This window comes from Thermomonas sp. HDW16, assembly GCF_011302915.1.
Lineage (GTDB): Bacteria > Pseudomonadota > Gammaproteobacteria > Xanthomonadales > Xanthomonadaceae > Thermomonas.
On record NZ_CP049872.1, the window covers coordinates 531,527 to 545,312 of the forward strand.

13 protein-coding genes are annotated in these 13,786 nt (G+C 65.4%); 11 read left to right on the top strand and 2 right to left on the bottom strand.

Going from position 1 to position 13,786, the window contains the following annotated elements:
• Positions 1–25: 25 nt before the first annotated feature.
• A complete protein-coding gene (locus G7079_RS02305; protein ID WP_166055164.1) occupies positions 26–1,417 on the top strand; it encodes a porin in 1,392 nt (463 codons plus the stop codon).
• Between the two features lie 99 nt (positions 1,418–1,516).
• Here the strand turns inward: G7079_RS02305 and putA are convergent, their stop codons facing one another.
• Positions 1,517–4,717: a bifunctional proline dehydrogenase/L-glutamate gamma-semialdehyde dehydrogenase PutA gene (gene putA / locus G7079_RS02310; RefSeq protein ID WP_166055166.1), complete on the bottom strand. Its 3,201-nt coding sequence runs from the start codon at positions 4,715–4,717 to the stop codon at positions 1,517–1,519.
• A gap of 253 nt (positions 4,718–4,970) precedes the next feature.
• Between putA and coxB the strand changes: the two genes are divergently transcribed.
• From coxB to G7079_RS02335, 5 genes are read left to right on the top strand one after another with little or no spacing between them, the layout of a single operon-like run.
• Positions 4,971–5,942 (top strand): cytochrome c oxidase subunit II, encoded by a 972-nt coding sequence (gene coxB, locus G7079_RS02315; RefSeq protein ID WP_166055168.1) that lies wholly within the window; start codon positions 4,971–4,973, stop codon positions 5,940–5,942.
• A gap of 29 nt (positions 5,943–5,971) precedes the next feature.
• The gene (gene ctaD, locus G7079_RS02320; RefSeq protein WP_166055170.1) at positions 5,972–7,591 is read left to right on the top strand and encodes a cytochrome c oxidase subunit I; all 1,620 of its coding nucleotides are present in this window, start codon (positions 5,972–5,974) and stop codon (positions 7,589–7,591) included.
• A gap of 7 nt (positions 7,592–7,598) precedes the next feature.
• Positions 7,599–7,739 (top strand): hypothetical protein, encoded by a 141-nt coding sequence (locus G7079_RS02325; protein WP_166054335.1) that lies wholly within the window; start codon positions 7,599–7,601, stop codon positions 7,737–7,739.
• A 29-nt stretch (positions 7,740–7,768) separates the two neighbouring features.
• A complete protein-coding gene (locus G7079_RS02330) occupies positions 7,769–8,329 on the top strand; it encodes a cytochrome c oxidase assembly protein (protein ID WP_166057808.1) in 561 nt (186 codons plus the stop codon).
• A gap of 32 nt (positions 8,330–8,361) precedes the next feature.
• Positions 8,362–9,249, top strand: coding sequence for a cytochrome c oxidase subunit 3 (locus tag G7079_RS02335; protein ID WP_166055172.1), 888 nt, complete (start codon positions 8,362–8,364; stop codon positions 9,247–9,249).
• 82 nt (positions 9,250–9,331) lie between these two features.
• On the opposite strand, the gene G7079_RS02340 is transcribed toward G7079_RS02335, so the two are convergent.
• The gene (locus G7079_RS02340; RefSeq protein ID WP_166055174.1) at positions 9,332–9,559 is read right to left on the bottom strand and encodes a twin transmembrane helix small protein; all 228 of its coding nucleotides are present in this window, start codon (positions 9,557–9,559) and stop codon (positions 9,332–9,334) included.
• A 63-nt stretch (positions 9,560–9,622) separates the two neighbouring features.
• Here G7079_RS02340 and G7079_RS02345 point away from each other — a divergent pair, with 63 nt between their 5' ends.
• Genes G7079_RS02345 through alkB form a run of 5 tightly spaced genes read left to right on the top strand, consistent with a single transcriptional unit; the run spans position 9,623 to position 13,704 of the window.
• Positions 9,623–10,393 carry an SURF1 family protein gene (locus G7079_RS02345; protein WP_166055176.1) on the top strand — a complete coding sequence of 257 codons (771 nt, stop codon included), beginning with the start codon at positions 9,623–9,625 and terminating at the stop codon, positions 10,391–10,393.
• The gene (locus G7079_RS02350) at positions 10,390–10,971 is read left to right on the top strand and encodes a hypothetical protein (RefSeq protein ID WP_166055178.1); all 582 of its coding nucleotides are present in this window, start codon (positions 10,390–10,392) and stop codon (positions 10,969–10,971) included. Before G7079_RS02345 ends, G7079_RS02350 begins: the two co-directional genes overlap by 4 nt.
• Before the next feature lie 5 nt (positions 10,972–10,976).
• On the top strand, positions 10,977–12,131 hold the full coding sequence (locus G7079_RS02355) for a COX15/CtaA family protein (RefSeq protein ID WP_166055180.1): 1,155 nt from the start codon (positions 10,977–10,979) through the stop codon (positions 12,129–12,131).
• A complete protein-coding gene (gene cyoE, locus G7079_RS02360) occupies positions 12,128–13,063 on the top strand; it encodes a heme o synthase (protein WP_166055182.1) in 936 nt (311 codons plus the stop codon). The genes G7079_RS02355 and cyoE overlap by 4 nt, the downstream gene beginning before the upstream one ends.
• On the top strand, positions 13,060–13,704 hold the full coding sequence (alkB, locus tag G7079_RS02365; RefSeq protein ID WP_166055184.1) for a DNA oxidative demethylase AlkB: 645 nt from the start codon (positions 13,060–13,062) through the stop codon (positions 13,702–13,704). The genes cyoE and alkB overlap by 4 nt, the downstream gene beginning before the upstream one ends.
• Positions 13,705–13,786 lie beyond the last annotated feature (82 nt).

Sequence of the window (13,786 nt, forward strand, 5' to 3'; positions counted from 1 at the left end):
TATAAGAGTCACGGAGACGATTCGAATGAAAACCACCAACCGCAGCTTCCGCGCCACCGCGCTTGCGCTGGCCGTGCTGGGCACCCTGGCCGCCGGCCAGGCCGGTGCCTCGGGCTTCCAGTTGCGCGAACAGAGCGTCAAGAACCTGGGCAAGGCCAACGCCGGCAGCATCGTCGGCAAGGATGCGTCCAACGTGTCGCTGAACCCGGCGGCGATGACCAACCTGGACAAGAACACCTTCCAGGCCGACATCACCGTGATCGACCTGTCCGCCGATTTCACCGGTGGTGGCAGCATCCTCGGCTCGCCGGCACCTGGTGCGGCGCTGACCGGCGGCAACGGTGGCGACCCCGGTGATCCGACTGTGGTCCCGAACATGGCCGTGGTGTTCCCGCTGAAGGGTGCCTTCGAAGGCATGACCGTTGGTGCCAGCATCGGCGCGCCGTTCGGCCTGAAGACCGAATATGAGCCGGGTTGGGTGGGTCGTTACCGCTCGCTGACCTCCGACCTCAAGACGGTCGACCTGACCCTGTCTGCGGCGATCAAGCCGACCGAGAGCCTGTCGGTTGGCGTCGGCCTGATCTACGAGCGTGCCGAGGCGACCCTGAGCAAGGCGATCGACTTCGGTACTGCGATTTGCGCGGCGCAGGCTCCACTGATGAGTGGTGTGCGTCGTTACGACCTCACCTGTTTCAACCAGCAGTTCGCGTTCAAGCCGCAACAGATGGATGGCAGCTTCGAAGTCAGCGGCGACGATACCGGTATCGGTTACATCCTCGGCCTGCAGTACAAGCCGAATGAGCGATTCGCGTTCGGCTTCAGCTACCGTTCCGAGATCGACCACGAGTTGGAAGGGACGCTCGACTTCCAGAACGTGCCTGCGGTGCTGGGCGCGGATCCACGCTTCCAGGATAGCGATGGCGGCGCCAAGCTGACCACGCCGGCGGTGTGGACAGTGAGCATGAGCTACGCCTTTACCTCACAGTTCCGCGTGATGGCCGATGCTCAGGAGACCGATTGGAGTTCGCTGCGCGACGTGACCATCACCCGCACCAATGGTACCGTGGTTGGCGCCGAGCCTTTCCACTGGAAGGACTCGAATTTCGTCAGCGTGGGTGCCGAATACGACATCAGCGATGCCATCACCGTGCGCGCCGGCGTCGGTTTGGATGATTCGCCGACCAGCAAGGCGACCCGCACCCCGCGCCTGCCCGACAACGATCGCATGCTGTACTCGATCGGCGCGAGTTGGAACGTGAGCGAAAACTTGTCGGTCGATGCCGCGTTCCAGCGCATCAACATCGACGATCCGACCATCAACCTGGGCGTGCACCCGCCGAGCGACCTCTCGACCCTGCACGGTACCTTCACCGGCTCGGCCAACCTGTACGGCGTGTCGATGCAGTACCGCTTCTGATCCATCGGGTCATTGCAACAAGAAAAAGCCCCGCTTCGGCGGGGCTTTTTCGTTGGCTATTCGACAGCGGTTTGACGCCGGCGAATTCGCCGAAGTCGATCAGTCGCCCAGTGTCAGCAGGCTGGCATTGCCGCCGGCGGCGGTGGTGTTGATGGTCACCGTCTTTTCGGTGGCGAAGCGCGGCAGGTAGTGCGGGCCACCGGCCTTCGGACCGGTGCCGGACAGGTTCTGCCCACCGAACGGCTGCACGCCCACCACCGCGCCGATCTGGTTGCGGTTGACGTAGATGTTGCCGACCTTCGCCCGCGAGACGATGCGTTCGATGGTGGCGTCGATGCGCGAATGGACGCCCAGGGTCAGGCCGTAGCCGGTGGCGTTGATGGCATCGACCACCTGGTCCAGTTCGTCCGCCTTCCAGCGCACGACATGCAGGGCCGGGCCGAAATTCTCGCGATGCAATTGGTCGATGGACTTCAGCGCCCAGGCTTGCGGTGCGACGAAGGTGCCGTGCTCGGTGCCTGCGCCCAGTGCGGCTGTTGCAATGGGCGTGGCTTCGGCCTGCATGCGCGCGGCATGGGCGATGAGGGCGGCCTTGGCGTCTTCGTCGATGACCGGGCCGACATCGGTGGAGGGCAGGCCGGGATCGCCCACCGTGAGTTCGGCCATCGCACCGGCCAGCATGCCGATCACCTTGTCGGCGATATCGTCCTGCACCAGCAGGATGCGCGACGCCGAGCAGCGCTGGCCTGCCGAAGTGAAGGCGGATCCCAATACGTCCTTGACCACCTGCTCAGGCAGCGAGGAGCTGTCGGCGATCATCGCGTTCTGGCCGCCGGTTTCGGCGATCAGGGTGGCGATGGCGCCGCTGTCGCGGCTTGCGAGCGCGCGGTTGATCGCGCGCGCGGTGTCGGTGGAGCCGGTGAAGCAGACGCCGCAGACGCGCGGATCGCGGGTGAGCGCGGCACCGACCGTGGCGCCATCGCCCGGCAAGTACTGCAGCACGTCCTTCGGAATGCCGGCTTCATGCAGCAATTGCACGGCGGCGTAGCCGATCAGGTTGGTCTGTTCTGCCGGCTTGGCCAGCACCGTGTTGCCGGCGGCCAGGGCGGCTGCGATCTGGCCGGTGAAGATCGCCAGCGGGAAGTTCCATGGACTGATGCAGACGAACACGCCGCGGCCGGCCAGCTGCAGTTGATTCGATTCACCAGTGGGGCCGGGCAGTGCCATCGGCGCGAAATGCTCGCGCGCCTGCAAAGCGTAGTAGCGCAGGAAATCCACCGCCTCGCGCACTTCGGCCACGCCGTCGGCCAAGGTCTTGCCGGCTTCCTTGGTGCACATCGCCATGAACATCGGCATGCGCGCTTCCATCAGGTCGGCGGCGTGTTCCAGGATGGCCGCGCGCGAGGACGCCGGCGTGGCATCCCATGCCGGTTGTGCGGCAAGCGCGTTTTCGATGGCACGCTCGACGGTGGCGCTGTCGCTGGCCTGCCAATGGCCGACCACCTCGCGGCGATCGGCGGGATTGGTGACGGCGATTTTTTCGCCAGCAGTGTTCGCGCCCGGCACTAGCGGCGCGGCATTCCAGTTGCCGGCACCAGCGTTGTTGATGGCGGCGGCGAGTTCGCGCAGTTGGTCGTCGTTGGCGAGGTTGAGGCCCATGGAATTGTCCCGGTGTTCGTTCTGGCTGCGGTACAGGTCGACCGGCAGCGGGATGCGCGGATGCGGAATCGGATCGAAGTTCGACACGGCTTCGACCGGGTCGCGGATCAGTTCGTCGATGGAGATGCTTTCGTCGGTGATGCGGTTGACGAAGCTGGAATTGGCGCCGTTTTCCAGCAGGCGGCGCACCAGGTACGGCAGGAGGTCTTCATGGCTACCCACAGGGGCATACACGCGGCAGGCGACGTCCAGGCGATCCGTAGGGATGACTTCGGCGTACAGGTCGTCGCCCATGCCGTGCAGTTTCTGGAATTCGAAGTCGCGACGGCCGCGCATCGAGCGCGCCATGCGGTACACCGTCGCGATGGTCTGCGCGTTGTGGGTGGCGAACATCGGGTAGATCGCATCGCCGGCATCCAGCAGGCGTCGCGCGTTCGCAAGATAGGACACGTCGGTGTTCTGCTTGCGGGTGAACAGCGGGTAGCCGGCCTGGCCTTCCACTTGCGCGCGTTTGACCTCGGCATCCCAATAGGCGCCCTTCACCAGGCGCACCGGGATGCGTCGGCCGAGCTGCTTGGCCATGGTCGCGATGTAGTCGATCACGAACGGCGCACGCTTCTGGTAGGCCTGCACCACGATGCCGAAACCGTTCCAGTCGCGCAGCGACTCGTCGGCCAGCACCTGGAAGATCAGGTCCAGCGACAATTCGAGGCGGTCGGTTTCCTCGGCATCGATGGTCAGGCCGATGCCGTAGGACTTGGCCAGTTGCGACAGTTCCAGCAGGCCAGCACCGAGTTCGGCCAGTACGCGGGCGCGCTTGGCGTGTTCGTAACGCGGATGCAGGGCGGACAACTTGACCGAGATGCTGGGCGCGGCGAACACGTCGTCGAACGGGCCGGTGCGGCCGATGGCGTGGATCGCCTGCCGATAGGCTTCGAGATAGCGCTGCGCGTCCTTTGTGGTCAGCGCGCCTTCGCCCAGCATGTCGAAGGAATAGCGGTAATTCGCGTTGTCACCCTTGCGGCTGCGTGCCAGGGCTTCGTCGATGCTGCGCCCGAGTACGAACTGGTGGCCCATGATCTTCATCGCCTGGCGCACGGCCAGGCGGATCACCGGCTCGCCGGCGCGGCCGATCAGGCGCTGGAACGCGCCATGCACGTCGCGCTTGGTGTCGTCGGCCAGGTCGACCAGCTTGCCGGTCAGCATCAGGCCCCAGGTCGAGGCATTGACCAGCACCGAATCCGACTGGCCGAGGTGGCGCTTCCAGTTGGCATCGCCCAGCTTGTCGCGGATCAGCGCGTCGGCGGTGCCCTGGTCGGGGATGCGCAGCAGGGCTTCAGCCACGCACATCAGCAGTACGCCTTCCTCGCTGCCGAGGTCGTACTGACGCATGAAGGCCTCGACCGCGCCTTGGTCGCGCGCGCGGGCGCGCACCCGGCGTACCAGGTCGGCGGCGGTGGCCTGCGCGGCGGCGCGGTCAGCCGCAGGCAGGGTGGCCTGCGTCAGCAGTTCGCGCACATGGGCGGTTTCATCGCGGATCCAGCCGGCGGTGATCGCCGCGCGCGCTGGCTGCGGCAGGGGGTTCAGTTCCGGCGACAGGATCGGCGCGGGCATGGGGGAGGTGCTGGATTCGTTGCTCATCACGCCCGCAGGCTGCCTGCATTTCAGGGGTCGAGGGGGTGCCTAGTGTAGTGCTGCGGGGCGTCTGCGGCACCCGTGGTGCTCGCTGCGGGTTGCCGCATCTTGGCCCCGCCGGTACCATTTCACGGTTGTTCCCGGCCCTTTGCCGTTCGTGGCCGGGGCAGGGGGCGTGTGAAACCCAGACCAAGGCGCGGTCCGCGGCCATCAGGCCGATGGCCCGGCATCTCCAGGCATACCAGTGGGGCTCGATGTGATGACACCCGGTCGATTCAAAACAGGCGCGCTCAAGCTGTGTGCGTTGGCAGCAGCGCTCGCGTTGCCAGTGCTGGCACAGGCACAGGAGACCGCCAACCACGCGGATCCGCACCGCTGGCAGCTGAACATGGCGCCCGGCGTGACGCCGACGTCGCATGCCGCGTATGACGCGCACATGATCGTGCTGGTGATCTGCGTGGTCATCGGCCTCATCGTGTTCGGCGCGATGGCCTATGCGATGTTCAAGTTCCGCAAGTCCAAGGGTGCGGTGCCGGATACCAGTTTCACCCACAGCACCAAGCTGGAAGCGATCTGGACCGCGCTGCCGATCCTGATCCTGATCGGCTTGGCGTTTCCCGCGACACATGGCCTGATGCGCCAGTACGACACGCGTGATTCCGAAATGACCGTCAAGGTCACCGGTTACCAGTGGATGTGGAAGTACGAATACCTGGGCCAGGACGTGGCATTCACCAGTCGCCTGGATCGCAAGAGCGACGAAGTCCGCCAGAGTGGCGTGGACGCACGTACCGCCAACCTGCCGCACTACCTGCTGGACGTCGACAACCAGTTGGTGCTGCCGGTGGGCGTCAAGATCCGCTTCGTGCTGACCGCCGACGACGTCATCCACGCCTGGTGGGTGCCGGCGCTGGGCTGGAAGCAGGACGCGATCCCGGGGATCGTCAACGAAGCTTGGGCGCAGATCGAAAAGCCGGGCGTCTATCGCGGCCAGTGCGCCGAACTGTGTGGCAAGGACCATGGCTTCATGCCGATCGTGGTGAAGGCCGTGCCGAAGGCCGAGTTCGAGCAGTGGCTGGCGGCGAAGAAGCCGGCGGCTCCAGCAGAACCTGCCGCTGAGGCCGCGCCCGAAGCGCCGGCCAGCACCGAGCAAACCGATGCAGCCCCGGCCGCCGCCGCTGCTGCCCCGCAGACCGAGCAAGCCCCGGCTAACGCCGCGGCTGCCGGTTGATCCACGCACCGCATTCCGAGGTTCAGCGCATGTCCGCCACGCATCATTCTGCCGTCGACCATCACGACGACCACGGCCACAAGCAAAGCTTCGTCGACCGCTGGTTCTTTTCCACGAACCACAAGGACATCGGCACGCTGTACCTGGTCTTCAGCTTCATCATGTTCATCATCGGCGCAGCGTTCTCGGTGGTGATCCGCACCGAACTGGCCACGCCGGGCCTGCAGCACGTCACCCCCGAATTCTTCAACCAGATGACCACGCTGCATGCGCTGGTCATGATCTTCGGCGGGGTGATGCCGGCTTTCGTCGGCCTGGCCAACTGGATGGTGCCGCTGCAGATCGGCGCGCCGGACATGGCGCTGCCGCGCATGAACAACTGGTCGTTCTGGATCATGCCGTTCGCGTTCACCCTGCTGCTGGGCACGCTGTTCCTGCCGGGCGGCGCGCCTGCCGGTGGCTGGACGCTGTACCCGCCGCTGTCGCTGCAGGGCGGCAACAACCTGGCCTTCGTGATCTTCGCCGTGCACATGATGGGCATCAGCTCGATCATGGGCGCGATCAACATCATCGCCACCATCCTCAACATGCGCGCCCCGGGCGTCGACCTGCTGAAGATGCCGATCTTCTGCTGGACCTGGCTGATCACCGCCTTCCTGCTGATCGCGGTGATGCCGGTGCTGGCCGGTGCGGTGACCATGCTGCTCACCGACAAGTTCTTCGCCACCAGCTTCTTCAATGCGGCCGGCGGCGGCGACCCGGTGATGTTCCAGCACATCTTCTGGTTCTTCGGCCACCCCGAGGTCTACATCATGATCCTGCCGGCGTTCGGTATCGCCAGCGAGATCATCCCCACCTTCGCCCGCAAGCCGCTGTTCGGCTACCAGGCGATGGTGTACGCCACCGCGGCGATCGCGTTCCTGTCGTTCATCGTGTGGGCGCACCACATGTTCACCGTGGGCATGCCGCTGGGCGGCGAGCTCTACTTCATGTTCGCGACGATGCTGATCTCGATCCCGACCGGCGTGAAGGTGTTCAACTGGGTCACCACCATGTGGCGCGGTTCGATGACCTTCGAGGCGCCGATGAAGTGGGCGATCGCCTTCGTGATCCTGTTCACCATCGGCGGTTTCTCCGGCCTGATGCTGGCCATCGTGCCGGCCGACTTCCAGTACCACGACACCTATTTCGTGGTGGCGCACTTCCACTACGTGCTGGTGACCGGCGCATTGTTCGGCATCATCGCCGGCGTGTACTACTGGTGGCCGAAATGGACCGGGCGCATGTACAGCGAGAAGCTCGCCAGCGTCCACTTCTGGTGGTCGATGATCTTCGTCAACCTGCTGTTCTTCCCGCAGCACTTCCTGGGGCTGGCCGGCATGCCGCGCCGCATCCCGGACTACAACGTGGTGTTTGCGGACTGGAACTTCATCAGCTCGATCGGCGCGTTCGGCATGTTCGCTACGCCGTTCATCATGGCTTTCGTGTTGTGGCATTCGCTGAAGCACGGCAAGAAGGCCGAAGCCCGTGCCTGGGAAGGTGCGCGCGGCCTGGAATGGACGGTACCCAGCCCGGCCCCGCACCACACCTTCACCACGCCGCCGGTGATCAAGCCGGGCGACTTGGCCCACGGCGACATCGACCACTGAGTACGGCATGCGCGAGCACCCCGCCAGCATGGATGACACCCAGGCCGCGTCGCGACGCGCGGCCGCACGCCGCACCGCGTTGCTGTTCGCCGCCATCGCGGTGGCGGTCTACGCGGGTTTCATCCTGATTGGTGTGGTGGGCCGGTGAGCCGCAGCCGCAGCTTCGGGGTATGGAAGATGGCTGGCGTGGCGCTGGCGGCGTTCGGCTTCGCGTTCGCACTGGTGCCGCTGTACCGGATCGCCTGCGAGAAGGTATTCGGCGTGCGCCTGGAGAAAGGCCCGGCGCAGGTCGCAGTAGCAGTACATGATGCGAAGCAGGAACGCTGGGTCACCGTGCAGTTCGACGGCGGGGTGAATTCCAAACTGCCGTGGGCGTTCTCGCCGGAACAGGACAGCATGCGCGTGCAGGTCGGCCGCCAGTACGAGGCCAAGTATTTCGCGCGCAACACCGCCGATCGCGCCATCGTCGGCAGCGCGGTGCCATCGGTGGCGCCGGCGCGCGCGTCGGGCTTCTTCAACAAGACCGAATGCTTCTGCTTCACCGCGCAGACGCTGGCCGCCGGCGAATCGCGCGACATGCCGGTGCGCTTCATCATCGACCCAGCGCTGCCGGCCGGGGTGAAGACCGTCACCCTGTCGTATACGTTCTACAAGAATGATGTCCTGACCTCTGCCCTGGACGCCGACAAGGGCGCGACGGGCAAAGGCCAGTCCGACGTGGCGCGCGCTGCGCCGTAATCCTACTTTTGCATCGAACATCCGGAATCGCCATGGCCAACGCCCACGCTGATACGCATCACGACAAGAACGTCTACTACGTGCCGCACGGCAGCCGCTGGCCGGTGTTCGCGTCGGTCGCGTTGTTCGTCACCATGATCGGCTTCGCCACCTGGCTGAATGAAGTCAGCTGGGGCAAGACCGTGTTCTTCGTCGGCCTGGCCGGATTGCTGGCGATCCTGTTCAAGTGGTTTGGCGACGTGATCCGCGAATCGCTGTCCGGCTTCTACAACAAGCAGGTCGACACCAGCTTCCGCATGGGCATGGTGTGGTTCATCTTCTCGGAAGTGATGTTCTTCGCCGCGTTCTTCGGTGCGTTGTTCTATGCACGCCAGTTCGCGCTGCCGTGGCTCAACGGCGAAGGCGACGGCATGGCGACCCACGCCCTGTTGTGGCCGGACTTCGCCGGCGGCTGGCCGAGCAACGGTCCGTCCGACATCGGCGGCAACTACCAGACCGTTCCGGCCTGGGGCCTGCCGCTGCTGAACACCTTGATCCTGCTGACTTCGGGCGTGACGGTGACCATCGCACACCATGCGTTGAAGGAAGGAAAACGCGGCATCCTCCTGCTGTTCCTCGGCCTGACCGTGCTGCTGGGCTGCCTGTTCCTGTTCTTCCAGGCGGAGGAATACGTCCACGCCTACAAGGAACTGAACCTGACCCTGGGTTCCGGCATCTATGGCTCGACCTTCTTCATGCTGACCGGCTTCCACGGCGCGCACGTGACCCTGGGCACGCTGATGCTGGCGATCATCTGGCTGCGCTGCCTGAAGGGCCACTTCTCCAAGGACGACCATTTCGCGTTCGAAGCGGTTGCCTGGTACTGGCACTTCGTCGACGTGGTCTGGCTGGGCTTGTTCCTGTTCGTGTACGTGCTGTAACGCGACGACGCCCGATCAAGACAAAGGCCGGCATTGCCGGCCTTTGTGTCTGCAGCGGCCGCGCTGCGTGATGGTGGGTTGGTCAGGCCGGGTTGCTGCCTATGCCGTGTGGCGTGATCCAGCCCATGTAGATGGCGAGGACCACGAACAGGATCAGCGCCACGCTCAGGGCGATGCGCTTGGTCAGCGAATTCACCGTGCGCTTAGTGGTGCCCTTGTCCACCAACATGTAATACAGGCCGGCGCCGAGGTTCCACAGGATGAGGATCAGCACACCGACGATGAGCAGGGTTTTCAGCGAATCGTTCATGAGGGTCTCGTTGCCGCGGGATGGCGGCGGGGCAGCTGCATTATTGCAGCCGGAGCGAACGCCGTGAGTGCTCCGGCACCGCGTCGGGGTGGCTTGGCCGTGGGCTGGGTGCTGGCGCTTGCCGCGATCGTCCTCTTCTGCTTGTTGGGACGTTGGCAGCTGGGCCGAATGCACGAGAAGCAGGCCAAGCTGGCCGCGGCGGCACATGCGCTGGACAAGCGCGTACCACAACCGCTGCTGTTGGCGTCAGACCCGAAGCGCGGCGATGCTTATGACTGGGCCGCTGGCCGCGGCAGCATGGCCGGCGGCACATTGTGGCTGGACAACCAGATCCACGACGGCAAGCCCGGCGTGCGCATGTATTGCGTGCTGCTGCCGGACGATGGCGTGCAAGCGGTGTTGGTCGATGCCGGCTGGTGGCCCCTGGATGCGCGGCGCGACCTGCCCGTGTTCGGCTGCCCGGCCAGCCAGGACGTGGCGGTGCGCGGCCTGTTGGCGCCGCCGCCGTCCAGCGGCCTGGCCAGTGGCGATGCACTGGCCGCCTCCGGCCCGCAACGCTGGTTGGCGACGCGCTTGGACCTGTCCGCGATCGCGCATGCGATGACCCTGTCGACCGGCCTCGCCCCGCGCGTGTTGCGGTTGGATCCCACGCGCAGCAAGGGCGACGCGGGCGTCATGCTGGCTCCCGGCGAGCGCGACCTCGACATCTTGCCCAATACCATCACCCCCGAGCGTCATCTCGGCTATGCCGTGCAATGGTTCGGGCTGGCGCTGACCGTGTTCGTCATCGCCATTGTCCTCACCTTGCGCAGCCGGAAGCGACAAACGCAATGACATCGAACCACGAGACCAATGCCGTCCGCCGCCGCAACCGCGGCATGTTGATCGCCCTGTTCCTGATGTTCTTCGGCGGCATGTTGGTCGCCGGCATCTTGCGTTTCTCCGGCTGGCGCCCGGAAGGCAGCAAGAACAAAGGCGAGTTGCTGCAGCCTTACGGCGACCTGCGCGAATACGCGCCGACCCTGGCCGATGGCGGTGCCTATCGCTGGAAGGACAGCCCGCGCACCTGGCGGATCGTGGCGATGCCGCGCGATTGCGACGCCGCGCGCGCGGCCGACTGCATGCGCCTGTTGGCGGATCTCGACAAGGTCTGGCAGTTGATGGGCAAGGACGCTGACCGCGTGCATGTGCTGTGGGCGGGCGCCGCGCCAACGGGCGTCGTTTTGCCGCAGGAAGTGCACGCGCTGCGCGTGGACGATGGCTTGCGCGCTGGGCTCGCACGTTGGAACGATGCTGCTGGGGATGCCGTCTGGTTGCTGGATCCGAACGGCTTCGTGGTGTTGCGCTACGCTCCGGGTTTCGATCCCGGCGACCTGCGCACCGACCTGGCCCGCCTGCTGAAGATCAATTGACCGCGATGACGAATTCACATCTCTATCGGCCGGCTGTGTACAGGCATTTCCATCGCATCGCCTGGTTGGCGGTGGCGCTGGCCGCCTGCGTGATCGTGTTCGGCGCCTTCGTGCGCCTGTCCAACGCTGGCCTGAGTTGCCCGGACTGGCCGACCTGCTACGGCAAGGCGGCATGGCCGACCCATGCCGACCAGATCGTCGACCATGCCGCCACCGCGATCCGCCCGGTCGATCCCAGCAAGGCTTGGCGCGAGCAGTTCCACCGCATGATCGCCGGCAGCCTTGGCGTTCTGGTGTTGGCGCTCGCGCTGCTGGCCACGCGCAAGCGGCCAAAGGGGTGGTTGCATGTGATCGGCGCATCGCTGGCGGTCGCCATCGCCATCCCGCTGTACATGCGCGGCATGCATGTGGCCGCATCGTCGCTGGCGGTGTTCGGCGAATTGCTGTTGCTGGCCGGGGTGGTTCGCTGGTCGAATGTTGACTTGGCGCGCGTGAGCACGCTGACGCTGGCGGTGATCATCTTCCAGGCCTTGCTGGGCATGTGGACGGTGACCTGGCTGTTGAAGCCGGTGGTGGTGATGAGCCATCTGCTCGGCGGCTTGCTGACCTTCTCACTGCTCACCTGGATGGCGTGGCGCGCCACCGACATCCCGATTCGCATTGCAGGTGCCGCCAAACTGCGGCGCTTGCTGATGGTCGGCATCGTCCTGCTTGGCATCCAGATTGCGCTGGGCGGTTGGACCAGCGCGAACTACGCGGCGCTGGCCTGTGGCACTGATTTCCCGAAGTGCGCTGGACAGTGGTGGCCGCCGCATGATTTCCGTGAAGGCTTCGTGCTGTGGCGCGGGATCGGCGTGGATTATGAAGGCGGCATCCTCGACAACCAGGCGCGCATCGCGATTCAGTTGGCGCATCGGTTGATGGCGGTGCTGGTGTTCGGCCATCTGCTGGCGTTGGCGATCCGCCTGCTGCGCAGCCCCGGCCTGCGCGGTTGGGGCACGCTGCTTGGCTTGTTGCTGTTCGCGCAAGTCGGGCTGGGCATCGCCAACGTGGTGCTGTCGCTGCCGCTGCACATCGCGGTGCTGCACAACGCCGGCGCTACCGCGCTGTTGTTCGTGCTGGTCACCTTGCTGGCGCGCCTGCGCGCACCGGACGCATGAGCGCCGCCGTGTCGCCGCTGTCGCAATACTGGACGCTGACCAAGCCGCGCGTGGTCGCGCTGATCGTGTTCACCGCGATCATCGGCATGTTGCTGGCGATCAATCCTGGCGACGAATGGCCGTGGCTGCGCCTGCTGGCCGGCAGCATCGGCATCTGGCTGGCGGCGGCCAGCGCGGCGGCGATCAACCACCTGCTGGACCAGCGCATCGACAAGGTGATGGTGCGCACCGCCGATCGCCCGCTGGCGACCGGCACGCTGCGGCCCATGCAAGTGCTGGCCTTCGCCACCGTGCTGGGCGTGGCCTCGATGGCGATCCTGCTGTTGTGGGTGAACCCGATCACCGCGCTGCTCACCTTCGCCTCGCTGATCGGCTACGCCTTCGTCTACACCGGCTTCCTCAAGCGCGCCACGCCGCAGAACATCGTGATCGGCGGCATCGCCGGCGCCGCGCCGCCACTGCTGGGCTGGGCCACGGTGACCGGCATGCAGGGCGCACGCGACTGGGAATACGCGCTGCTGCTGGTGCTGATCATCTTCGTGTGGACGCCGCCGCATTTCTGGGCGTTGGCGATCTTCCGTCGCGAGGACTACGCGCGCGCGCTGGTGCCGATGTTGCCGGTGACGCATGGCGTGGAATACACGCGCTGGCAGATCCTGCTGTACACCGTGCTGTTGGTGATCGCCACGGTGCTGCCTTGGGCGACGCACATGAGCGGCCTGTTCTACCTGGGCGGCGCGCTGGTGCTGGGCGCGGTATTCCTCTGGTACGCGTGGAAGCTGCTCGATCCGCCGGACGAATTCTTCGCGATGCGTGCGTTCAAGTACTCTATCGTCTACCTGATGGCGCTGTTCGCCTTCCTGCTGGTGGACCACTGGCTGCTGCCGTTCCTGCAGCCGATGGCGGGCGTGGAGTTCGTGCCGCAGGCGTGAACGATCTGTTCGCCGCGCAGCAACGCGAGACGTGCACGCAACTGGCGGCGCAGGCCTGCGTCCTGCACGGCTTCGCATTGCCTGTCGTCGGTGCCTTGCTGGCCGATATCCGCACCATTCAAGCCTCCGCGCCGTTTCGCCATCTGGTCACGCCAGGTGGCCACGTGATGCAGGTGGCGATGACCAACTGCGGCACCTACGGCTGGTGCAGCGACCGTCGCGGTTATCGCTACGATCGCGTCGACCCACAGACCGGAAATCCGTGGCTGCCGCTGCCGCCGACGTTCCTGCAGCTTGCCGCCGATGCCGCGCGCGAAGCCGGTTTCGAGGATTACGTGCCGGATGCCTGCTTGATCAACCGCTATGCGCCAGGCACGCGGTTGTCGTTGCATCAGGATCGCGACGAACATGATCGAAGCTCGCCGATTGTTTCGGTCTCGCTGGGGCTGCCGGCCACCTTCCTGTTCGGTGGTTTCGAGCGCGGCGACAAGACCGTGCGGGTGCCGCTGCAGCATGGCGATGTGGTGGTCTGGGGCGGTGGCGACCGCATGCGTTTTCACGGCGTGCTGCCGGTGAAACCGGGTCGACACGATGTTGTCGGCGAGCAGCGGCTGAACCTGACGTTTCGCAAGGTGAGATGAGCGCGGCGGAGACCGCAAGAACCGGAGTGTCCGGGGAAATGACCCGAACTAGAGTGGCGGCACGCCATCGGGCAATATCGCA

What these genes read in the sequence shown, in the direction of transcription:
- cyoE (WP_166055182.1), top strand. Translation starts at nt 12,128, where the DNA reads ATGAGCGCCGCCGTGTCGCCGCTGTCGCAATACTGGACGCTGACCAAG.
- G7079_RS02340 (WP_166055174.1), bottom strand. Translation starts at nt 9,559, where the DNA reads ATGAACGATTCGCTGAAAACCCTGCTCATCGTCGGTGTGCTGATCCTC.
- G7079_RS02330 (WP_166057808.1), top strand. Translation starts at nt 7,769, where the DNA reads ATGGCTGGCGTGGCGCTGGCGGCGTTCGGCTTCGCGTTCGCACTGGTG.
- putA (WP_166055166.1), bottom strand. Translation starts at nt 4,717, where the DNA reads ATGAGCAACGAATCCAGCACCTCCCCCATGCCCGCGCCGATCCTGTCG.
- G7079_RS02305 (WP_166055164.1), top strand. Translation starts at nt 26, where the DNA reads ATGAAAACCACCAACCGCAGCTTCCGCGCCACCGCGCTTGCGCTGGCC.
- G7079_RS02325 (WP_166054335.1), top strand. Translation starts at nt 7,599, where the DNA reads ATGCGCGAGCACCCCGCCAGCATGGATGACACCCAGGCCGCGTCGCGA.
- G7079_RS02355 (WP_166055180.1), top strand. Translation starts at nt 10,977, where the DNA reads ATGACGAATTCACATCTCTATCGGCCGGCTGTGTACAGGCATTTCCAT.
- G7079_RS02350 (WP_166055178.1), top strand. Translation starts at nt 10,390, where the DNA reads ATGACATCGAACCACGAGACCAATGCCGTCCGCCGCCGCAACCGCGGC.
- ctaD (WP_166055170.1), top strand. Translation starts at nt 5,972, where the DNA reads ATGTCCGCCACGCATCATTCTGCCGTCGACCATCACGACGACCACGGC.
- coxB (WP_166055168.1), top strand. Translation starts at nt 4,971, where the DNA reads ATGACACCCGGTCGATTCAAAACAGGCGCGCTCAAGCTGTGTGCGTTG.
- G7079_RS02335 (WP_166055172.1), top strand. Translation starts at nt 8,362, where the DNA reads ATGGCCAACGCCCACGCTGATACGCATCACGACAAGAACGTCTACTAC.